20 protein-coding genes and 2 tRNA genes are annotated in these 21,477 nt (G+C 25.5%); 13 read left to right on the plus strand and 9 right to left on the minus strand.

The window, feature by feature from the left end; all coding sequences use genetic code 11:
• Positions 1–11: 11 nt before the first annotated feature.
• A complete protein-coding gene (locus H0H51_RS01315; RefSeq protein WP_185877061.1) occupies positions 12–377 on the minus strand; it encodes a hypothetical protein in 366 nt (121 codons plus the stop codon).
• 17 nt (positions 378–394) lie between these two features.
• Here H0H51_RS01315 and H0H51_RS01320 point away from each other — a divergent pair, with 17 nt between their 5' ends.
• Together H0H51_RS01320 and H0H51_RS01325 are read left to right on the plus strand one after the other, a co-directional pair.
• Positions 395–907: a CvpA family protein gene (locus H0H51_RS01320; protein WP_185877062.1), complete on the plus strand. Its 513-nt coding sequence runs from the start codon at positions 395–397 to the stop codon at positions 905–907.
• Positions 904–1,881, plus strand: a complete 978-nt coding sequence (locus H0H51_RS01325; RefSeq protein WP_185877063.1) for a LuxE/PaaK family acyltransferase — start codon at positions 904–906, stop codon at positions 1,879–1,881. Before H0H51_RS01320 ends, H0H51_RS01325 begins: the two co-directional genes overlap by 4 nt.
• Before the next feature lie 67 nt (positions 1,882–1,948).
• Here H0H51_RS01325 and H0H51_RS01330 read toward each other — a convergent pair whose 3' ends face one another.
• The 3 genes from H0H51_RS01330 to der all read right to left on the minus strand — a co-directional run bounded on the left by H0H51_RS01330 (position 1,949) and on the right by der (position 6,307).
• The gene (locus H0H51_RS01330) at positions 1,949–4,225 is read right to left on the minus strand and encodes an inorganic phosphate transporter (protein WP_185877064.1); all 2,277 of its coding nucleotides are present in this window, start codon (positions 4,223–4,225) and stop codon (positions 1,949–1,951) included.
• Positions 4,226–4,316: 91 nt separating this feature from the next.
• On the minus strand, positions 4,317–4,925 hold the full coding sequence (gene ruvA / locus H0H51_RS01335; RefSeq protein WP_185877065.1) for a Holliday junction branch migration protein RuvA: 609 nt from the start codon (positions 4,923–4,925) through the stop codon (positions 4,317–4,319).
• Positions 4,926–4,963: 38 nt separating this feature from the next.
• Complete coding sequence (der, locus tag H0H51_RS01340) at positions 4,964–6,307, minus strand: ribosome biogenesis GTPase Der (RefSeq protein ID WP_185877066.1); 1,344 nt, start codon at positions 6,305–6,307, stop codon at positions 4,964–4,966.
• 90 nt (positions 6,308–6,397) lie between these two features.
• Here der and trmD point away from each other — a divergent pair, with 90 nt between their 5' ends.
• The 4 genes from trmD to truB all read left to right on the plus strand — a co-directional run bounded on the left by trmD (position 6,398) and on the right by truB (position 10,965).
• Positions 6,398–7,069: a tRNA (guanosine(37)-N1)-methyltransferase TrmD gene (gene trmD, locus H0H51_RS01345; RefSeq protein ID WP_185877067.1), complete on the plus strand. Its 672-nt coding sequence runs from the start codon at positions 6,398–6,400 to the stop codon at positions 7,067–7,069.
• 399 nt (positions 7,070–7,468) lie between these two features.
• Positions 7,469–9,400, plus strand: a complete 1,932-nt coding sequence (gene gyrB, locus H0H51_RS01350; RefSeq protein ID WP_185877068.1) for a DNA topoisomerase (ATP-hydrolyzing) subunit B — start codon at positions 7,469–7,471, stop codon at positions 9,398–9,400.
• Positions 9,401–9,403: 3 nt separating this feature from the next.
• Positions 9,404–10,201: an undecaprenyl-diphosphate phosphatase gene (locus H0H51_RS01355; RefSeq protein ID WP_185877069.1), complete on the plus strand. Its 798-nt coding sequence runs from the start codon at positions 9,404–9,406 to the stop codon at positions 10,199–10,201.
• A gap of 11 nt (positions 10,202–10,212) precedes the next feature.
• Entirely contained in the window at positions 10,213–10,965 is a 753-nt protein-coding gene (truB, locus tag H0H51_RS01360) for a tRNA pseudouridine(55) synthase TruB (RefSeq protein WP_185877070.1), read from the plus strand.
• Between the two features lie 4 nt (positions 10,966–10,969).
• Here truB and rpsP read toward each other — a convergent pair whose 3' ends face one another.
• Positions 10,970–11,308: a 30S ribosomal protein S16 gene (gene rpsP, locus H0H51_RS01365; protein WP_185877071.1), complete on the minus strand. Its 339-nt coding sequence runs from the start codon at positions 11,306–11,308 to the stop codon at positions 10,970–10,972.
• Between the two features lie 85 nt (positions 11,309–11,393).
• Between rpsP and H0H51_RS01370 the strand changes: the two genes are divergently transcribed.
• The 4 genes from H0H51_RS01370 to H0H51_RS01385 all read left to right on the plus strand — a co-directional run bounded on the left by H0H51_RS01370 (position 11,394) and on the right by H0H51_RS01385 (position 14,149).
• Positions 11,394–11,464 (plus strand) — tRNA-Gln (locus tag H0H51_RS01370).
• Positions 11,465–11,554: 90 nt separating this feature from the next.
• On the plus strand, positions 11,555–12,940 hold the full coding sequence (locus H0H51_RS01375) for a dicarboxylate/amino acid:cation symporter (RefSeq protein ID WP_185877072.1): 1,386 nt from the start codon (positions 11,555–11,557) through the stop codon (positions 12,938–12,940).
• A gap of 16 nt (positions 12,941–12,956) precedes the next feature.
• Positions 12,957–14,018: a diphosphomevalonate/mevalonate 3,5-bisphosphate decarboxylase family protein gene (locus H0H51_RS01380; protein WP_185877073.1), complete on the plus strand. Its 1,062-nt coding sequence runs from the start codon at positions 12,957–12,959 to the stop codon at positions 14,016–14,018.
• Between the two features lie 56 nt (positions 14,019–14,074).
• A tRNA-His gene (locus H0H51_RS01385) sits at positions 14,075–14,149 on the plus strand.
• A gap of 33 nt (positions 14,150–14,182) precedes the next feature.
• Here the strand turns inward: H0H51_RS01385 and H0H51_RS01390 are convergent.
• Complete coding sequence (locus H0H51_RS01390; RefSeq protein ID WP_185877074.1) at positions 14,183–15,385, minus strand: pyridoxal phosphate-dependent aminotransferase; 1,203 nt, start codon at positions 15,383–15,385, stop codon at positions 14,183–14,185.
• 70 nt (positions 15,386–15,455) lie between these two features.
• On the opposite strand from H0H51_RS01390, the gene rsmG reads away from it, so the two are divergent.
• Both rsmG and H0H51_RS01400 read left to right on the plus strand, forming a co-directional pair.
• Positions 15,456–16,076 (plus strand): 16S rRNA (guanine(527)-N(7))-methyltransferase RsmG, encoded by a 621-nt coding sequence (gene rsmG / locus H0H51_RS01395; protein WP_185877075.1) that lies wholly within the window; start codon positions 15,456–15,458, stop codon positions 16,074–16,076.
• A gap of 24 nt (positions 16,077–16,100) precedes the next feature.
• Entirely contained in the window at positions 16,101–17,069 is a 969-nt protein-coding gene (locus tag H0H51_RS01400; protein ID WP_185877076.1) for an amidohydrolase family protein, read from the plus strand.
• Between the two features lie 5 nt (positions 17,070–17,074).
• On the opposite strand, the gene lysS is transcribed toward H0H51_RS01400, so the two are convergent.
• Positions 17,075–18,580: a lysine--tRNA ligase gene (gene lysS / locus H0H51_RS01405; RefSeq protein WP_185877077.1), complete on the minus strand. Its 1,506-nt coding sequence runs from the start codon at positions 18,578–18,580 to the stop codon at positions 17,075–17,077.
• A gap of 79 nt (positions 18,581–18,659) precedes the next feature.
• Here lysS and lipB point away from each other — a divergent pair, with 79 nt between their 5' ends.
• Complete coding sequence (gene lipB, locus H0H51_RS01410) at positions 18,660–19,367, plus strand: lipoyl(octanoyl) transferase LipB (protein WP_185877116.1); 708 nt, start codon at positions 18,660–18,662, stop codon at positions 19,365–19,367.
• Between the two features lie 13 nt (positions 19,368–19,380).
• Here the strand turns inward: lipB and mtaB are convergent, their stop codons facing one another.
• Together mtaB and H0H51_RS01420 are read right to left on the minus strand one after the other, a co-directional pair.
• Complete coding sequence (gene mtaB / locus H0H51_RS01415; RefSeq protein ID WP_185877078.1) at positions 19,381–20,721, minus strand: tRNA (N(6)-L-threonylcarbamoyladenosine(37)-C(2))-methylthiotransferase MtaB; 1,341 nt, start codon at positions 20,719–20,721, stop codon at positions 19,381–19,383.
• 90 nt (positions 20,722–20,811) lie between these two features.
• Entirely contained in the window at positions 20,812–21,441 is a 630-nt protein-coding gene (locus H0H51_RS01420) for a peroxiredoxin (protein WP_185877079.1), read from the minus strand.
• Between the last annotated feature and the right edge of the window lie 36 nt (positions 21,442–21,477).

Genomic DNA, 21,477 nt, shown 5'->3' on the forward strand with positions numbered 1-21,477 from the left:
TAGTAATCTATTCATTCAATAATATTTTCTTCATTCATATAACGAATAATTGCTTTTTTAATTAAAAATAATTGTTCATTTCTATTAAAAAATGGAATTTTTGATTTTAATATATAATGAGGCCATCCTTCTTTGTCTTTTCCAAGATAAGAATAATAACCAAAAGGTTCTAATATTCTACATATTGCGATATGTAGAATATTTATTTTATCTTCTCTATTTAAAAATCCATTCTTACCTTTACCTAATTCTTGAACTCCTATTAAATAAATAATTCCAATGATATCGATTTTTTCTTTTATGTAAAAATTGTTTTTTATGTATAGAATTACTTTATTCCAATCAGTATGAAATTGATGCAAAGATTTTTTTTTCATTTTTTTAATTAATTATTATGTTAACATTAGATATAATTATCATTATTTTAGTATTATATGGAGGATATCATGGTTATAAAAAAGGTTTAATATCTCAATTATTTATATTTATGATATTTTTTATTTTTATTTACAGAGGAATTTTTATATTTAACTTTGTTAAAAAAATTAATATGATAAATAAAAATTCAAATTTTTTTGAATTTTCTTCTTTAATTATTTCTTTTTTTTCCATAATTTTTTTATCTTTTTTGATTAAAAAAATTATAGAATATATTATAACAATTACATGGATGACGCCTGTTAATAATTTTTTTGGAGGAATACTAGGCATAATTAAATATCTTTTCGTAATTTCAATGTTTCTTTTCTTTCTAAAAGAAACAAATAAAAAAATAAATATAATTCCTTTTAGTTTTTTTCAAAATTCGTTTGAAAAAGAGTTTCAATTTTTTTTTTCTAAAAAAGGACATCTATTAAATAAATTAAAAGAATTATATTTTTATTTTCAAAGTTCATTTTCAAAATGAATTTTAAAAAAAAAATTTTCTCTATAAGATCAAACAATGAATTTAAAAATCTAACATTAGATATATTTCACTATCAGGTAATAAATAATCAGATTTATAGAAATTATCTTCAATTATTGAAAATTGATCCAACGAAAATAAAAGATATTACTGAAATTCCCTATTTACCTATCTCTTTTTTTAAAACGCACCGTATTTTAAGTAATAGAAATAAAATTATTCCAAACATTATTTTTACTAGCAGTGGAACAACAGGAATTAAAAGTAAGCATTATATATCAGATTTAAGTATTTATAATGAAAGCATTATAAATGGATTTGAATTTTTCTATGGTTCTATAAAAAAATTTAAATTCATAGGATTATTCCCCTATGATAGAAAAGATTCTTCTTTGATTTATATGATAAAATATTTGATACATAAAACCGTTCAAAATGGAAGCCGTTTTTTGTCTTCCCACTGTAAGGAAAAAAACATTATTTTTCCTGACAAAAAAAATATTTTACTTTTTGGACTTAGTTCTTGTCTATTAGATTTTATAGAAAAAATGGAGGAGAAAAATGAATATAAAAAAAACGTAATTATTATGGAAACAGGAGGGATGAAAGGAGTAAAAAAAGAAATAATTAGAGAAGAATTACATGATATATTGAAAAAATCATTCATTGTTAATGAAATTCATTCGGAATATGGAATGACAGAATTACTTTCTCAAGCATATTCAAAAAAAGATGGAATTTTTCGATGTCCTCCTTGGATGAAAATATATATCAGAGATACGAAAGATCCTTTTATTCATATAGATAACAATAAAATTGGAGGTATTGATATTATAAATTTGTCTAATTATTTATCTTGTCCTTTTATTGCTACTGAAGATTTAGGAAAAAAAATTAATGATAAAGAATTTGAAGTATTAGGAAGAATGGATTTTTCAGACATACGAGGATGTAACGTAATGACTATTATGTAATAAAATAATAAATACAAAAAAATATTTTTTTATATTCTATTGTAATAGAATTAAATATTCTAAAAATCTACAAATGATGTATCATTTTCAATGATTTATTATTCTTATTATACAACAATAAAATAATTTCTTCTACACTTTCTGCTATTTTTTTTGACTGTAAAAGAAGATCCATCATTAAAAATGTATTTTTTTCCCCATATTTTTTATAAGTAATTCCCATGACTTGTTGATTCATTTGTTCCTCTATTTTCTTTAATATTTTATTTTGTACTTCACAAGGAAATTGAATTTTTTTATAATTTCTATCTGTTGTTATTTTTCTGACAATATAAAAATGTTCAATCATTAAATTTTCTAGAGTTATTAAATTCTTTTTTTGCTGATATTTTAAAGGTTTGTGGCTATTTTTTACATGAAATAATGTATGATTAGTAATAATATCAGAAGATTCTATAATCTCTTTAGTTTTGTTGTATATATGTAAATAAAAGATTCCAACAGTAGAATTACTGTTCTTTGTTTTTTTAATTACTTGTATTAAAGTACTTTGTATGTTTAAAAATTTTTTTTTTACTTTTAAAAAAGTGCTTCTACTGTGTTGAAGAGTTTTTAAATTTTCTTGAGTAATTCCTTCTATGCTGTTTTTATAAATTTCCTCTATATATTCAAATATTTGGTTGATAATATCAAAAGATTTATTTAATGTATTTTCTAAAGTAAGATTTTCTATAATATCTAAAAATGGTTTTTCTTCTTTTATTTTTTTATGATAAGTTTTATAACTTTTATAAAAAACAAATATAATTAAAAATAAAAAAGAATATAAAGCCCATGCTTTAAAAAAGTATAAAAATGAAGCTGTTATTCCCGCTATTGTAAAAGCCATTAATCCTGTTAGAAACCATCCTCTTATGACTTTCAAAACTCCTGAAATTCGATAAACAGCACTTTCTCTATCCCATGCTCTATCTGAAAGAGAAGTTCCCATTGATACCATAAAAGTGACAAAAGTAGTAGATAATGGTAACTTTTGAACTGTTGCTATAGAGATTAATATGCTAGATATAGTCAAATTAGCAGAAGCTCTCACTAAATCAAAAGCTACATTTTTTTCTTTTTTTTGCTTAAAATTTTTTTCTATTTTAACTAAAATCCTTTTTGGAATAAATTGAAAAAAATAATTACCAAAAAGTAAAAAAAATCTCACAATTCCTCTAGAAAAAGAATTGGATAAAAACTTTTCAGGTCCTTCATTTTGTCTACTTAAGTTAATTTCTGTACTAGTAATATTTTTTGTTTTTTTGGAAAACCAAAGAGTTAATATCATAATAATTCCTGAGAAAACTAAGATTAATGATGGAACTTGTACATTTCCAGATAAACTTTTCATATTGAATTTTTCAGCAGGAGGACTCCCTGCTTCTTTCCATATTTTATATGATTGTATACCAGCTATAGGAACGCCTATAAAGTTTACTAAATCATTTCCAGCAAAAGCCATAGCTAAAGAAAAAGTTCCATATAATACAACAAATTTTAGAATATTGTATCCTAAAAAAACAAATATTTTCGCTAAAATTAGCCATATTAAAAATAACGTAATAAAAAAAATAAAAAAATTATTATGAATCCATTTTATAAAATTTATAATAAATAGAGAAAACACTGTTAAATGATCATTAGTAGAGCCTTCAAAAGTACTATACAATCCTTTTACAATCAGAAAATAGGTCATACAACTCAACGAAATAGCCGTCCATATTATTCCTGCATATTTTAATTTATCTTTATAGTCAAAGCTCAATAAAAAACGAATAAAATAGTGAATAAAAGCTCCAGAAATAAAAGAAATTATAATAGATAAGAAAATACCAATACTAATTGTTAATGTTTTTTCTGTTTTGATATATAAATTTAAATGATGAAAAGGTTCATTACTTGATGGAGAACTAATTTTAATCATAGCTATACTGAAAGCTCCACCCAATAAACAGAAAACCATAGATACTGTAGTAGAAGTAGGTAATCCTAAAGTATTAAAAATATCTAGTAAAATAATATCTGATATCATAACCGATAAAAATATGAAAATGATATCTGAAAAATAAAAATAAGAAGGATCAAAAACACCTTTTCTTGCTACTTCCATCATTCCACTGGATAAGAAAGCTCCTAATAAAATTCCTAAACTAGCAAAAATCATTATTGTTTTTCTAGAAGCCACTTTAGATCCAATAGCAGAATTTAGAAAATTAACTGCATCATTAATTAATCCAACAATTAAATCAAATATGGATAAAAGAAAAATAACCGCTATAATTGATGAATAAAAAAATTTCATAATAAGAAGTGTTGAAGTATTATTGAATTCACAAATAAAAGAGTATAATTTGGTATTAGATTTATTTTATTAGTATAAGTAAGTTATAATTTCACAATTTTTTTAAAGATTCTTTAATGAGATTTTCTACGGTGAGTTCTTCTGATTTTGGATGTTTATTTAAAATATCATCCAATACTTTTTCAGATTCTATAGATGAAAACCCGAGTACATTTAAAGCATTTAGAGCCTCTTTCTTGATGAAAGAAGGTGTTTTTCCTAAAAAAATTACATTTTTATTTTTATTATCACCTATTTTTTTAGTGAATTTATCTTTCAATTCAATAACAATTCTTTGAGATATTTTTTTTCCAATTCCTTTTACATCATTAAATGCTTTTATGTTCTCTTTATATATGGACTCTTCTATTTCAGATGGAGTAAGGTGAGATAATAAAGTAATAGCAGAACTTGGACCTATTCCATTTACAGATATCAAATAAGAAAATATTTCTCTTTCTTTTTTTTCAAAAAATCCATATAAAACATGTTGATTTTCTTTTATAAAAAGATAGGTGTATATACATATATATTTTCCTTTATTTTCTAATGAAAAGTAAGTATATAATGAAATATTAATATAATATCCTACACCATGGCAATCTATTATTAAATAGGATTTATTTTTCTCTACTAATTTTCCTTTTAAATGCGTTATCACGATCTCATCAAAACAAATAAATAATAAATTCCGAAAAATTATTTTTTTCTAAAGAAAATTTGTATTGGTATTCCTTTAAAATCAAAATGATAACGTATTTTATTTTCAACAAATCTTTTATAAGATTCTTTTATATATTGAGGAAAATTAGAGAAAAAAATAAATATGGGTGTATATGATGATGGAAGTTGAGTGCAATATTTTATTGTTATTAATTTTTTTTTAGAATGAGGAGGATTTTTTTTAAAGATTGGTAACATAATTTTGTTTAAAACATTTGTTTTTAATCTATTCTTACGTGATTTAAAAATATGATCAGCCATAGAAATAATATGATGTATTCCATATTTGTTTTTAGCGGATATAAAAAGAATAGGAACATTATTAAATGGAGATATTTTCTTTCGAATTAATAATTCGTAGTTTTTTTGAATATGAGCACAAGAATTGTTATCATAAAATAAATCCCATTTATTAATAAGAATTATAATTCCCTTATTATTTTTTTTTACCAATCTAAAAATATTCATATCCTGTTTTTCCCATCCCCTGGACGCATCCACCATTAGAAGACATATATCAGTATTTCTTATTGTTTTCATTGTTCTCATGGAAGAATAAAACTCAACGTTTTCTTTTATTTTTGACTTTTTTCTTACTCCAGGAGTATCGACTAAAATACATTCATATCCTAATTTTTTATAAAAAACATCTAGACTATCTCTAGTAGTTCCGGAAATAGTAGTTACTATATGATGATTCTTCTCTAAAAAAGAGTTAATTAAAGTCGATTTTCCTACATTTGGACGTCCTATTACCGAAAAACGAGGAAGAAATTCTTTTTTTTTGGTATTTTCGTTTTTTATAGAAAATTTATTTTTTAATATTTCTATTAGTTTATCTAATAACTCTCCAGTTCCACTACCATTTATAGCTGATATATAATGATAATATCCAAATCCTAAATGAAAAAAATCAATATTATTGTAATATATAGACTTTTTTAAATTATCTACTTTATTAACTACTAATAAAATTGTTTTGTGAAATTTTTTTAGTATCTTAGCAATTTCTCTCTCTTCTTCCAAAAGACCTATTGTTATATCTACTAAAAATAAAACAACATCAGATTCTTTTATAGCTATTAAAATTTGGTTGTTTATTTCTCTTTCAAGAATGTCATTTTTTAATTTTGAAAAATTAAAACCACCTGTATCCACTACAGAGAATTTAAATCCGTTCCATTCTGAATTTCCAATAATCCGATCTCTTGTTACTCCGCTTGTAGTATGAACAATAGCTTTTCTCTTTCCCACAAGACGATTAAACAAAGTCGATTTTCCTACATTTGGACGTCCTACTATAGATACAGTACAATTCATTTTTTAACATAAATTATTCACAAAGGTAAAATTTTTTCATTAGGATTCATTCCTAGATTATTAGTCAAAGTGTATATTACCAAAAATATTATGCATATAGATATTGTTAGTGTAGTTCCTGAAATTCTACATAGTCCTTTTTCTAATTCCATAATTAGAAATGCGATTAATAAAAAATTGGTTGATATTCATGTTCACGACTTACGTCAATATGGTTTAGGAAAAAAAAAGAAAATAGATGATTATCCTTATGGAGGTGGATCGGGAATGGTTATTCGAATAGAGCCCGTTTATCAGTGTTTTTCGAAATTATTATCAAAACGACATTATGATGAAATAATTTTTATGACTCCTGAAGGAAATATTTTTTCACAAGAATATGCAAAAATTCTGTCTGAAAAAAAAAATATCATTATTCTTTGTGGCCGATACAAAGGAATCGATCAGAGAATAAGAGATCATTTGATTTCTAAAGAAATTTCTATTGGAAAATATATTTTATCTGGAGGAGAATTAGCTGCTGCTGTAGTAGTAGAATCTGTAGTTAGATTATTGCCTGGAGTTATAAAAAATCAAAATTCCATTATTACGGATTCTTTTTATCAAAAAGAATCTTTAATAGCACCACCTATTTATACACGTCCATCTTTGTATAAAGGATGGGCTGTTCCAGAAGTTCTTTTATCTGGACATCACAAAAAAATAAAAGATTGGTTTTATAAAAAAACTATGGAACTTAATAAGAGAAATACAAATTTTTAAGAACAAAATTATTAAAAAATTTTATTTGCTTAAATAACGTAATCTCAATAGAGATTTTTTATTTAAATTAAATTTTTTGAATAGTTTTTAATTTATGATAGAATAGCATAGAGCTAAATTCCGGACATAAACGAATTTTTATGTTTAAGTTTCATTGCATTTATTAACAATCTAACAATAATACAATCTTGTAACACTTGTAACAAATACTACGAAGAAGAATAAGCAAATTTATCACTTTTTTTTAACAACTATAATTAATTTTTATCCAAAATTTTCAATAAAAAAACATTTTTTTTATTTTATATTTATTTCATGATTGATAAAATAAAGATTAAAATTAAAACTATACTAAACTAAAAAATTACACAACATTAATGATTAATGTTATCATAACATATGAGTACAAAAAATATTGAAAATAATTATACAGCAGATAGTATTCAGTCTCTTGAAGGAATAGAACATATCCGGGTTAGACCCTCAATGTATATTGGAGATGTAGGAAATAGAGGTTTACATCATTTAGTCTATGAGGTAGTAGATAACTCAGTAGATGAATCTTTAGCCGGATTTTGCAATAAAATATGGGTAACAATTCATAAAAATGGATTTATCACTGTATTTGATAATGGTCGTGGAATTCCGATAGATATTCACAAAAAAGAAGGAAAATCTGCTCTTGAAGTTGTTATGACTAAAATTGGAGCAGGAGGAAAATTTGATAAAAATTCTTATAAAGTTTCAGGAGGACTACATGGTGTAGGAATTTCTTGTGTCAATGCTTTATCTCAAAAACTTATAGTTACAATTTATCGTGATAAAAAAATTTATCAACAAGAATATTTTAAAGGAAAGGCTATTTCTCCTGTAAAATTTTTAGGTAAAACTGATATGCAAGGAACAAAAATTTATTACCTCGCTGATTCTTCTATTTTTCATTCTATTACATATAATTATGAAATTATAGCTAATCGTTTAAAAGAGTTATCCTTTTTAAATAAAGGTTTGCATTTATTTTTAAAAGACGAAAGAAAGAATATTGAAGAATATTTTTTTTCTGAAAATGGATTGAAAGAATATCTTCCTATTTTAGATAAAAATCAAGAATCTTTGATAAAGAATATTATTTTCATTGAAGGGGAAAAAGACACTACCATTGTGGAAGTTGCAATGCAATATAATACATCTTTCAAAGAGAGAATTTATTCTTACGTAAATAATATTAATACTTATGAAGGAGGTACTCATATTTCTGGATTTAGAAGAGCAATAACAAGAACACTGAAAAAATATATAGATAGTTATGGAACTTTATTATCTAAAGATAAATTAGAGTTAACTGGAGACGATTTTAGAGAAGGAATTACAGCTATTTTATCAGTTAGAGTAATGGAACCTCAATTTGAAGGACAAACAAAAACAAAATTGAGTAATCATGAGGTAGGAGGAGTTGTAGATAAAATTGTAGGAGAAACGTTGGACAGTTATTTAGAAGAACATCCTATTGACAGAAAAAAAATTATTGATAAAATCATATTATCAGCTAAAGCACGTCAAGCTGCTAAAAAAGCTCGTGAATTAATACAAAAAAAGACTCCAATTAATAATAATAGTATCTTACCGGGAAAATTAGCTGATTGTTCTTTAAATAATCCAGAACATTGTGAAATTTACTTAGTTGAAGGAGATTCGGCGGGAGGAACTGCTAAACAAGGGAGAGATAGAAATTTTCAAGCTATTTTACCTTTGCGAGGAAAAATACTAAATGTTGAAAAAGCTATACAATACAAAATATTTGAAAATGAAGAAATAAAAAATATTTTTACTTCTTTAGGAGTTTTCATAGAAACAGAAGAAAATAAAGAAATTTTAAATATAAATAAATTGAGATACAATAAAATTATTATTATGACAGATGCAGATACAGATGGAAGTCATATTTCTACTTTAATTTTAACACTATTCTTTCGTTATATGAGACTCTTAATAGAAAAAGGATATATTTACATTGCGACGCCTCCACTTTATTTAATACGAAAAGGAAATCATTATCAATATGCTTGGAGTGATCAAGAAAGAGAAAAAATTTTAAATCAATTAGGAGGAAGAAAATCTGTAATGATACAACGTTACAAAGGGTTAGGAGAAATGAATGCAGAACAACTTTGGGATACTACTATGAATCCAAAAAAAAGAACTTTACGAAAAATTAATATTGAAAATTATTTAGAAGCAGACAAAATATTCTCCATACTTATGGGAGATGAAGTCCCTCCACGTAGAGATTTCATAGAAAAAAATGCAATATATGCAAAAGTTAATATATAAATCATGAATTATATTCAATCAATTATGTTAGGGATTATTGAAGGAATGACAGAATTTTTTCCTGTTTCTTCCACAGGACATATGATTATTGCAGCTTCCGTTATGGGAATATTAGAAGATAAAATAATGAATTTATTTCTTGTATCTGTTCAGTTTGGAGCAGTATTATCCATTATTTTTTTGTATAAAAAAAAGATTTTTTTCCAAAAATGGAATTTTTACCGTAAAATTTTCATATCTAGTTTTCCTATAGGAATTTTAGGTTTTTTTTGTTCAAAAAAAATAAATTTTTTATTAGGAAATCCAATTTTTGTTTATTTATCTCTTTTTATAGGAGGATTAATTATTTTGGAATCAGAAAATTTTTATAAAAAAAATAACTCTGATAAAAAGAGTAAAATTACTTACTATGAAGCTTTTATTATTGGATTATTTCAATGTATAGCTTTAATACCAGGGGTATCTAGGAGTGCGACAACTATTATTTCTTGTATGTTGCAAAATATTAATAGAAAAGAAGCTATAGAGTTCTCTTTTTTTTTATCTATACCAATTATTATAGTTGCTACATGTAAAAAATTGTTTGATTATTATTTTCAGTTAGATTCTTTCACATTTAAAGAAATAGAATTATTATTATTAGGAAATATAGCCTCTTTTTTTACCAGTATAATAATTATTAAACGATTTATGGGATACTTAAAAAACAATAGTTTCAAACTATTCGGATATTATAGAATTATCACGGGGATTTTTTTTCTTGTTATTCATTATTTAATTAAACCAACTAAAATTATATAATATTTTGTATTTTGATTAAAGACTTATTTCAATATCAAAACGGAAAAATTTTTTTAATAGATAAACCATGGGGATGGACGTCTTTTGACGTTGTAAAAAAAATGAAAATTTCTATTCTTATGAATACAAATTCTTATTATTATAAGAAGAAGAAAAAAATAAATTTAAAAATAGGACATGCAGGAACGTTAGATCCTCTTGCTACAGGTTTATTAATTATTCTCACAGGAGAATATACTAAAAAGGCATATGAAATTCAAGATTATAAAAAAACCTATACGGGTATAATCAAATTAGGCTGTGAAACTTCATCCTTTGATTCAGAAACAAGGGAGTATAATTTTTCTTCCACTTTGCACCATATTACCCCTAGAATTATTAAAAAAACATCTGAAAAATTTATAGGAAAAATTAATCAGTTTCCTCCTTATTTTTCTGCATTAAAAAAAAAAGGAAAAAAATATTATGAATATGCTAGAAAAGGGAAAAAAATAATTTCAATAAAACCAAGGTGTGTTACAATTTATAATTTTCATATCCTAAAAATAGGAATACCATACATAAAATTTTTTATAGAATGTGGAAGAGGCACTTACATTAGATCCGTTGCTAATGATTTTGGTAAAAAATTAAAAACTGGAGCTTATCTTCTTTCTTTAAGGAGAGAAAGTATAGGAAATTTTTCTATAAAAGAAAGTTCTAATTCTATTTTCAAATTCTTTTCTTCAAAAGAACTGGGATTTCCATGTTATTGCACCAAATAAAAAGTTAAATTTTATATTTTTTGTACCATGTATCAAATTTTTTTTGACATTCTTCAATAGTTAAAGCACCTTTTTTTACTCCTTCTAACAAATGTTTTTTAAGTAATACACCGTTTTTAGAAAAAATAGATCTTACTGTATCAGTGGGTTGAGCTCCTCTCATTAACCATGAAACAGAATTCTCCATTTTCAACACAATTGAAGGAGGATCTATGTGAGGATTATAAGTTCCTAATTTTTCAATAAACTTTCCATCTCTAGGAGAACGAGAATCAGATACAACTATATGGTAAATAGGTTTATGTTTTCTTCCTATTCTTTTTAAACGTATTTTCACAGACATAATTTTATGATTTTATAAAAAACCTTAATTTAATAATTAATTGTTAATGTTTTTGAAAAAAATGGTATATATTTACAAATGATATAGACCCGTTGTGTAACGGTAGCACAGCAGATTTTGGTTCTGTTAGTTGGGGTTCGAGTCCCTACGGGTCTGTTACTTGCCAATTCAATAGTTTTTTTAATCGTATTTTTGATATCTACAGATATCTACATTATAGATGTATTGAATTTTACAAAATAAGTTATGAAAAAAGAAAAAGTTTTATTAATAGCTTTTTTAAGTACATTGGCTTATGTATTAGTCCATTTATCCAAATCTTTTTTTGGGTTAGATAAATTTACACTTTGCATACTGAGATGCTTTGTTATATCTATTTTTGTATTATACGCTTTCTTGAAAAAAGATTTAACTACTTGGATTTTATTATCCATAATCATAGGAATAGAAATGGGATTAGATCTACCTAAAATTGCTGTAGAACTAAGATTTTTATCCCAAATATTTTTGAGATTGATAAAAACCATTATTGCTCCCATATTATTTTCGACTTTAGTAGTCGGAATAGCAAGTCATTCTAACATTAAACAGTTAGGAAGTATGGGGTGGAAATCATTACTATATTTCGAAGTAGTTACAACTTTAGCTTTATTTATTGGACTTATTGCTATTAATGTATCCCAAGCAGGAGTAGGAATTGTGATTCCTTCTGGAATTACAGTACAACAATTACCGAAAGTAGAAAGTAAATCTTGGCAAGAGACAATTCTTCATGTATTTCCAGAAAATTTTATAAAATCTATATATCATGGAGATGTGTTGCCTATAGTAGTATTTTCCGTTGTTTTTGGAGTAGCAATGGTATTTTTAGAAGAAAAAAAGAGGGCACCTGTATTACTATTTGCAGAGAGTCTTTCGGATATTATGTTTAAATTCACTAAAATTATCATGTATTTTGCTCCTATAGGAGTAGGTTCTGCCATAGCTTATACAGTAGGACATATGGGGTTGGATATTTTATATAATTTACTTCAATTGTTATTAACCCTTTATATTGCTTTGATTGTATTTTTAATGGTTGTTTTATTTCCTATTTTGTTATGGATAAAAGTTCCTTTAAAAGGTTTTGTAAGAGCATTGACAGAACCTGTATCATTAGCGTTTGCTACTACAAGTTCAGAATCGGCTTTACCTCTTCTTATGGAAAATTTAGAAAAATTAGGAGTTCCAAGAAAAATTGTTGCTTTTGTAATTCCTACAGGTTATAGTTTCAATCTAGATGGAACTACTCTTTATTTATCTTTGGCTACTGTTTTTGTGGCACAAGCATCTGGTATTCCTTTAAGCTTTAGTCAACAAATCTTTATAGGTTTAACTTTAATTTTAACTAGTAAAGGAGTTGCAGGAGTACCTAGAGCTTCTTTAGTTATTCTTTTAGCGACTGTTGCTTCTTTTGGATTGCCAACCTGGCCAATATTAGCTATTGTAGGTATAGATGAATTAATGGATATGGCTAGAACAACTGTAAATGTAATAGGAAATGGATTAGCCAGTTGCGTTATTGCTCGTTCTGAAGGAGAATTAGATGATAAAAAAATGTTAGATTATATTAATAATAATCAATCAAAGTAAAACAAAGTAAAATAAATTGTTTTTTTATAGAAAAAAAAATAAGTGTTCTGCAGTTATTTCAAATGGAATAATTACGAAAAGAAGTCATTCTAATATTGCTTTAATTAAATATTGGGGAAAACATAAAAAAAAAATTCAAATCCCATTGAATTCTTCTATTAGCCTTTCTTTGAAAGGTGTATATACTGTAACACGATTGATTTATTATATAAAAAAAAAAAAAGGAAACTTATCAATAAGAATTTTTTTTTCTGGAAAGGAAAAAACTAGTTTCCTCCCAAAAACTGTTGAATTTTTTCGTAATATTTTATTTTATTGCTCTTTTTTGAAGGACTATAACTTTATTATAGAAACCTATAATACTTTTCCACATAGCAGTGGAATAGCTTCTTCTGCATCTTCTATGAGTTCTTTAGCATTATGTATTATGGAAATGGAAAAAAGATTAGTTTCTTCTTTAATAAAAAAAGATTTTTTCTTCAAAAAAGCTTCTTTTTTAGCCAGGTTGGGTTCTGGAAGTGCTTGTAGATCTATTTATTCTGGACTTGTTGTTTGGGGGTATCATAAATCTATAAAAGGTAGCAATAATTTTTATGCTATACCATATCCATATATGGTACATTCTATTTTTAGAAAAATAGAAGATACTATTTTAATAGTAGATGAAAAACCTAAAAGTATTTTAAGTTCAAAAGGACATCAGTTAATGAATGAAAACCCATATTCTAGAGAAAGGTTTAAATGTGCCAATAAAAATATGGATCGTCTTATATCTATATTAAAAATAGGAGATTTCCAAGAATTTGGAGAATTAGTAGAACATGAAGCTTTAACTCTTCATGCTATGATTATGACATCTAATCCTTATTTTTTGTTGATGAAACCAAACACTATTAAGATTATTCATTCTGTATGGGATTTTAGAATGCAAAATAAAAAAAATATCTATTTTACACTAGACGCAGGTGCGAATATACATCTTTTATACCCTTTTGAAGAAAAAAAATTCATTAAAAAATGGATATACAGTGATCTTTTTTCTTTTTGTAAAAAAATTATAGAAAGTTTTTGTTATTAATTTAGTTATATTTGGTTTTTTAACTTTTTAAGTTTAATTATTTAATAACATTAATGGTGGACGTAGCTCAGTTGGTTTAGAGCATCAGATTGTGGTTCTGAGGGTCGCCGGTTCGAATCCGGTCGCCCACCCTTATTGTTTTGTTGTTTTATGAACTTTTTTATCTAGATCAAGGTTAAGGTCTTTTTTATTCTTTTAAAGGCTTCTATAATTTTATCTTCGGAAGAAGCGTAAGAAATTCGCAAACATTCATCATTTCCAAAAGCACTTCCACTTACAGTGGCAACCCTAGCTTTATTCAGCAATAATTCAGAAAAATCATCTGCATTTTTAATAATTTTTCCGTGTAATTTTTTCCCAAAAAAAAATGAAATTTTTGGAAAAACGTAAAAAGCACCATCTGGTTTATTATTTAATTGGAATCCATCAATTTTTTTAATCATATTTAAAACCAAATCTCTTCTTTTCTTAAACTTTTTAATCATATATTCTATTTCACTTGGATTAGATTTTAATGCACAAATAGCTGCCCTCTGTGCAATAGAATTAGCACAAGAGGTCATTTGTCCCTGTATTTTATCACAAGATTTAGAAATCCATTCTGGAGCACCTATATATCCAATTCTCCATCCAGTCATTGAAAATGCTTTAGAAATACCATTTAATGTAATAACTTGATTATAAATATCAGGAAATATAGCAATGCTAGTGACAGGTTCTTTAGAATAAGAAATGTACTCATAAATCTCATCAGAAAGAATCATAACCTCTGGATGTTTTTTAAAGATATTTGATAAATCTTTTAATTCTTGATAAGAATAAATACTTCCTGTAGGATTGCAAGGAGTACTGAAAATAAATAGTTTAGTTTTAGATGTTATTGCTCTTTCTAATTGTTCTGGATGAATCTTAAAATTATTTTCCATAGTTGTCGGAATTACTACAGGATAAGATTCACAAAGTCTTACCATTTGATAATAACTGACCCAATAAGGAGCAGGAATAATAACTTCATCATTTTTATTTAATAAAGATAAAAGAAGGTTCATAATAGCTTGTTTCGCTCCAGTAGAAACTACAATTTGAGAAGGTGTATATTTTAAATGGTTATCACGGTAAAACTTTTCACATATTACCTTTCTAAGGTCCAGGTATCCAGATACAGGAGTATAGTAATGATAACCTTCATCTATAGCTTTTTTAGCGGCATTTAAAATAAAGTTAGGAGGAGAAAAATCAGGTTCACCTAAACTTAAATTAATAATATCGTAACCTCTTTTTTTTAATTCTCTAGCTTTAGCTGCCATAGCTATGGTTTGCGAAAAAGATATATTTTGTAAACGTTGAGATAGTAATCTATTTTCCATAGATATTAGAATTTGAAATGATCACAAATCTAAATAAATTTGGTTATAAATTTATTTATCCATAATAATTATGAAATTAGTTGAAAAATATTTTCCAAATCTGTTAAGTGAACAAATCCATAAATTATCTTCCTTAAAAGACTTATATGCATATTGGAATACATATGTAAATCTAATTTCTAGAAATACATTCTATGATTTTTATCAACAACATGTTCTTTTTTGTTTAGGAATAGCTAAAGTATTTTCTTTTTTTCCTGGATCATATGTAATGGATTTAGGTACAGGTGGAGGATTTCCGGGAATTCCTTTATCCATAATTTTTCCTCATACAAAATTTATATTAGTTGATTCTATTCAAAAAAAGATTCAAATTTTAAAAACAATTATACATTGTCTTGATATAAAAAATGCATATCCTATTTGTATTCGTGCAGAAAAACTAGAAAGTAAATTTGATTTTGTAGTTACTAGAGCAGTATCTAAAATAGATAATATCCACAATTGGATAAAAAATAAATTTAAATACAAATCTAACTCAAAAATTAAAAATGGATCTTTTTATCTAAAAGGAGGAGATATTTCTGAAGAAATAAAAAAATTTCCTCATGCAATAGTATATTCTTTAAATCATTATTTTCAAGAACCATTTTTTTTTACTAAAAAAGTGATTTGGATTTCCAATATCTAAGATAAAAATAAAAATAAAAAGATTATGAATCCTAAAAAAATTTTCATAGAAAAAATACAAGAAAAAGGAGGATGGGTAAATGCTCATGCTCATTTAGATAGAGCTTATACTTTAACAAAAAAAAATTTTAAATATTCTTATTCTCCACTAAAAAAAAAATGGTATCTGATAGATGAAATGAAACGTTTAGCTACAAAAGAAGATATTTATATGAGAATGGAAAAAGCTTTAGAATATTTTTTAATTCAGGGAACACAAGCGTTGTGTACTTTCATTGACGTAGATGAAATCATTGAAGATCGTGCTTTGAAAGCAGCACAAAAATTGAAAAATAATTATGGAAATTCCATTTATATTCTTTTTGCTAATCAAGTCCTAAAAGGAGTTCTTAACGATAAGTCAAAATATTGGTTCGATAAATCGTTAGAATTTGTAGATATTATAGGAGGATTACCTGCTAAAGATTATGGAAAAGAAGATGAACATTTAGATTTCTTATTAAGAACAGCTAAAAAAAAAGGAAAAATAGTACATGTACATGTTGATCAATTGAATACTTACGAAGAAAAAGAAACCGAAAAATTAGCAAGAAAAACAATTGAGCATGGAATGCAAGGAAAAGTGGTTGCCATACATAGTGTTTCTTTAGCCGCACATTCTAGAGATTATCGTTATAAAACATATCAATTAATGAAGAAAGCTGATTTAATGGTAATTTCTTGTCCTATTGCTTGGATTGACCATCCAAGACGTGAACATTTAACAATTAGTCATAATTCTATCACTCCAGTGGACGAAATGGTTCCTGAAGGGATTATAGTAGCGTTTGGAACGGATAACATATGTGACATTTATAAACCTTTTTCTGACGGTGACTTATGGATAGAATTACGTGTTATGTTAGAAGCTTGTCATTACTATAATATAGATCATTTGGTAAAAATTGCTACAACAAATGGGTTAAAAGTATTAGGATTAGATAAAAATATTTAAATTAATTATTTCTTACCATTTTTCTCCGGACGCATTTGTGGAAAAAACAAAACTTCTTGAATAGAAGATTTTTTCGTTAACAACATTACTAAACGATCTATTCCAATTCCAATTCCTGCAGTAGGAGGCATTCCGAACTCTAAAGCACGTATAAAATCTTGGTCAATTGATAGTGATTCATTTTTTTCATTATTTCCAGATAGTCTCATTTGTTCTCGTAAACGACTAAGTTGATCTATAGGATCATTCAATTCTGAATAAGCGTTAGCAATTTCCTGTCCATTAATAATGAGTTCAAAACGTTCTGATAAATCTTTTTTATGACGATGTCTTTTAGTTAAAGGACTCATTTCTATTGGATAATCAATAATGAATGTGGGATCATTATAATTTTTTTCGCATTTTACTTCAAAAATATGTTCAATCAATTTAGCTTTACTCATATTTCTATTTTCTTCTATGTTTAATTTATGACATACTTTTCTTAAATCTTCTTCCTTAATTTTTTCTAAATCAAATCCTGTATATTTTTTAATAGAATCTAATATAGGGATACGGGGAAAAGGAGTTTTAAAATTAATATTATGTTCTTCTTCTTTTTGAAATTCTTTCCAAATACACTTCATCAATTTTTCTGTGAAATCCATCATCCAATAATAGTCTTTATAAGCGATATAAAGTTCTAAAACAGTAAATTCTGGATTATGGATTCTATCCATTCCCTCATTTCTAAAATTTTTAGAGAATTCATAAACTCCGTGAAATCCTCCAATAATAAGTCTTTTTAAATAAAGTTCATTAGCTATACGTAAATATAATGGGATTCCTAACGTATTGTGATAAGTTTCAAAAGGACGAGCTATAGCACCTCCAGGTATAGATTGTAAAACAGGAGTATCTACTTCTAAGTAACCTTTATCATCTAAATAGTTCCTTATTTTTTGTATAATACGAGTTCTTGTTAGAAAAATATTTTTTACATGATCATTAACTATAAGATCTACGTAACGCATACGGTAACGTTGTTCTGTATTGGAAAAAGCGTCATATATTTTATTATTTTTTTTATCTACTTTCACTTGGGGTAACGGTCGTATAGATTTGGATAATAAAGTTAATTTATGAGCACGTATAGTAATTTCATTCATTTTTGTTTTAAATAAAAAACCTGTTATTCCAATAATATCTCCTATATCTATGAGTTTTTTTAAAAAAATATTATAAGTATCCTTTATTCCCATTTTTTCCGAAAATAAGTTCTTTTCAGAAAAGTATATTTGTATACAATCTGTATGATCTTTAATTTCTCCGAAAGAAGCTTTTCCTAAAAAACGAAAACGCATTAAACGTCCTGCTATGCTAATAATTTCTTTTTCTAAAAAATTTTTTTTTATATCCAAAATAGAACCAGTAATAATGTATTCTTCTGATGGATAAGGATTGATTCCTAATAATTTAAGTTTATCTAATTTTTTCCTGCGTATGATTTGTTGTTCTGATAAATGAAGCATAAAATAATTTATGTCAAAAGTACCAAAAATGAAAAAAAAGGAAGGTACATTTGTTTTTTTTAATAAAAATAAGAAACATATGAAAAAAAAAGTACTTTTTTTTGAAGATTTAGGAAAAAAAGAATATGGAGAGACTTGGAAATATCAAAAAAGATTATTTGATAATATTATTTATCAAAAAAAAATGAATAATTTTTCTTTTAAAAAAGCTGGTTATTTTTTGTTTGTAGAACATCCTCATGTATATACTATAGGAAAAAATGGAAAAAAAGATAAACATTTATTAGTAACATTGGATTTCTTAAAAAAAATAAATGCCACGTTTTATCAAACAGATAGAGGTGGTGATATAACTTATCATGGTCCTGGACAATTGGTAGGATATCCCATTTTAAATATGGACTGTTTTTTCACAGATATACATAAATACCTTCGTCTTTTAGAGGAAGTTATTATTCATTTTTTATGGAAAAATTATGAAATTAAGGGAGAACGAAAAAAAGGAAAAACAGGAGTATGGTTTCATAACAAAAATGGAAAATCAAGAAAAATATGTTCAATAGGAATTAGAATAAGTCGTTGGGTTACCATGCATGGATTTTCTTTAAATGTAAATACAGACTTACGATATTTTGATTATATTATTCCTTGTGGAATTTCTAATCAGGAAGTTACTTCTCTTAAAAAAGAATTGAAAAAAAGAGATCTTTCTTTAAAAGAAGTAAAAAAAATGGTAAAAAAATCTTTTCAAGAAATATTTAATGTAGAATTTGTTTCTGTTACATAAACAAAAAAATTATTTATAGTTTATTTATGGGTTCTACTATTAGAACTCCATCTTTATCTATTTCTTTGATTAAAACATTTTGTAATGTATTTCTATACAACAATAAATTATATGAATTTATCGGAATTTTAGTTCTAATATAATTTTCTGTGTATCCATACAAATATTCTTTATTTACAGAACTGTTTTCGAATAAAACGGTTTTTTTTTTGTTAATCTGACTTTCGCAAAAAAAACGATATTTTTTTTGCGAAAGATTTCTTAAAATTTTATTTCGTTTCCATTGTATTGTTTTAGATACATGTTCTTGCATTATAATGGATCTTGTATTTGGACGAGGAGAATAAGTAAATATATGCAAAGATGAAATTTCTAATTTTTTCAAAAAATTATAAGTTTCTAAAAAATGCTTGTATGTTTCTCCAGGAAAACCAACAATAACATCTGAACCTATATAAGCATCTGGAATAAGACATTGTATTTTTTTAACTTTTTCTTGATAAATTTCTCGATTATAACGTCTACGCATTTTTCTCAAAATTTCATTACTACCAGATTGTAAAGGGATATGAAAATGAGGAACAAAATGTTTGCTTTTGGAAAAAAATTCGATATATTCATTTTTCAATAAATTAGGTTCAATAGAAGATAATCGTATTCTTCCTTTTTCTTCGATTTTGTCTATAGCTTGTATTAAGTCAAAAAACGTATATAAACGGTTATTTTTTCCATATATTTTTCCATAATCTCCAATATTAACACCTGTTAACACGATTTCTTTTACACCTTTTTTAAAAAGGGATTTAATATTTTTTAATACATTTTCCATACTCTCAGAACGAGATACCCCTCTTGACATAGGAATAACACAATAACTACATTTATAATCACATCCATCTTGGATTTTAAAGAAAGAACGAGTCCTATCTCCAAAAGAAAATGATGGAAAATAAAAATCTTTTTTTTCTGTATCTGAAATAATTTTAGGATAATGTTTTTTAGATATTAATTTTTCATTATTAATATAATCTATGATTTTAAATTTTTCTTTAGAACCTAAAACAAGATCTACTCCAAAAATAGAAGAAACTTTCTTAGAATTTAATTGAGCATAACACCCTATTGCTATAATAAAAGATTTTGCATTTTTATTCATAGCAGAACGGACAAGATACTTGAATTCAAGTTCTGCCTTTTTTGTAACAGAACAACTGTTAATTATATAAATATCTGCATAACTTTTGAAAGAAACATGTTGATAATATGAGTTAGAAAACATTCTTGCTATAGTAGAGGTTTCTGCGTAATTAAGTTTACACCCCATCGTATAAAATGCAACTTTTTTTTTTGCCATTTTATTTCTTTAATTTCCATTAATTTTTTTAAAAAATAGAATATTATATCTCAATTCAAGAAAATTTACATTTTACGATTTTCAATTTTATCAAGATGAAAAATAATCGATAATTCCACTATGATTAGCTTTCATAGCTTTTTTCCCTTTTTTCCAATTTGCTGGACATACCTCTCCACTTTTTTCATAATGTTGGATAGCATCTACCATACGAATAGATTCATTTATATTTCTACCTAAAGGAAAATCATTAATTAAAAGATGCCGTATGATTCCTTTTTTATCTATTAAAAATAATCCTCTATAAGCAATTAATTCTCCATTAACTTTCAATCCTTCATTTTTATCGAAAACGAAATCTCCAGATAAAACTCCATAATCATATGATATAGTTTTATTAATATCGGAAACGATAGGATAGGTCACTCCATTTATCCCTCCTTTTTCTTTTGGAATTTGTAACCAAGCCCAATGAGATTGTTCTGTATCTGTAGATACAGCAATAATTTGCACATTTCTATTCTCAAATTCCTTAATTTTCTCTTGAAATGCATAAATTTCTGTTGGACAGACAAAAGTGAAATCTTTAGGATAAAAAAAAAGTAAAACATATTTTTTACCAAAAAATTGTTCTAAAGAAAAATTTTGTACAATATTTTTCCCATTTAATACCGCACTGGAATTAAAGTCAGGTGCTTTTTTTGAAATTAATGTTTTCATTTATTCAAAATTTTTTTTATTTACCAAAATAAAATT

This window comes from Blattabacterium cuenoti (assembly GCF_014251995.1).
GTDB lineage: Bacteria > Bacteroidota > Bacteroidia > Flavobacteriales > Blattabacteriaceae > Blattabacterium > Blattabacterium cuenoti_AE.

Coding starts and splice junctions, on each gene's coding strand:
- H0H51_RS01355 (WP_185877069.1), top strand. CDS start 9,404: ATGAATTATATTCAATCAATTATGTTAGGGATTATTGAAGGAATGACA.
- lipB (WP_185877116.1), top strand. CDS start 18,660: ATGAAAAAAAAAGTACTTTTTTTTGAAGATTTAGGAAAAAAAGAATAT.
- trmD (WP_185877067.1), top strand. CDS start 6,398: ATGCATATAGATATTGTTAGTGTAGTTCCTGAAATTCTACATAGTCCT.
- H0H51_RS01325 (WP_185877063.1), top strand. CDS start 904: ATGAATTTTAAAAAAAAAATTTTCTCTATAAGATCAAACAATGAATTT.
- mtaB (WP_185877078.1), bottom strand. CDS start 20,721: ATGGCAAAAAAAAAAGTTGCATTTTATACGATGGGGTGTAAACTTAAT.
- gyrB (WP_185877068.1), top strand. CDS start 7,469: ATGAGTACAAAAAATATTGAAAATAATTATACAGCAGATAGTATTCAG.
- lysS (WP_185877077.1), bottom strand. CDS start 18,580: ATGCTTCATTTATCAGAACAACAAATCATACGCAGGAAAAAATTAGAT.
- H0H51_RS01315 (WP_185877061.1), bottom strand. CDS start 377: ATGAAAAAAAAATCTTTGCATCAATTTCATACTGATTGGAATAAAGTA.
- H0H51_RS01390 (WP_185877074.1), bottom strand. CDS start 15,385: ATGGAAAATAGATTACTATCTCAACGTTTACAAAATATATCTTTTTCG.
- H0H51_RS01420 (WP_185877079.1), bottom strand. CDS start 21,441: ATGAAAACATTAATTTCAAAAAAAGCACCTGACTTTAATTCCAGTGCG.
- H0H51_RS01375 (WP_185877072.1), top strand. CDS start 11,555: ATGAAAAAAGAAAAAGTTTTATTAATAGCTTTTTTAAGTACATTGGCT.
- H0H51_RS01400 (WP_185877076.1), top strand. CDS start 16,101: ATGAATCCTAAAAAAATTTTCATAGAAAAAATACAAGAAAAAGGAGGA.
- rpsP (WP_185877071.1), bottom strand. CDS start 11,308: ATGTCTGTGAAAATACGTTTAAAAAGAATAGGAAGAAAACATAAACCT.
- der (WP_185877066.1), bottom strand. CDS start 6,307: ATGAATTGTACTGTATCTATAGTAGGACGTCCAAATGTAGGAAAATCG.
- rsmG (WP_185877075.1), top strand. CDS start 15,456: ATGAAATTAGTTGAAAAATATTTTCCAAATCTGTTAAGTGAACAAATC.
- H0H51_RS01320 (WP_185877062.1), top strand. CDS start 395: ATGTTAACATTAGATATAATTATCATTATTTTAGTATTATATGGAGGA.
- H0H51_RS01330 (WP_185877064.1), bottom strand. CDS start 4,225: ATGAAATTTTTTTATTCATCAATTATAGCGGTTATTTTTCTTTTATCC.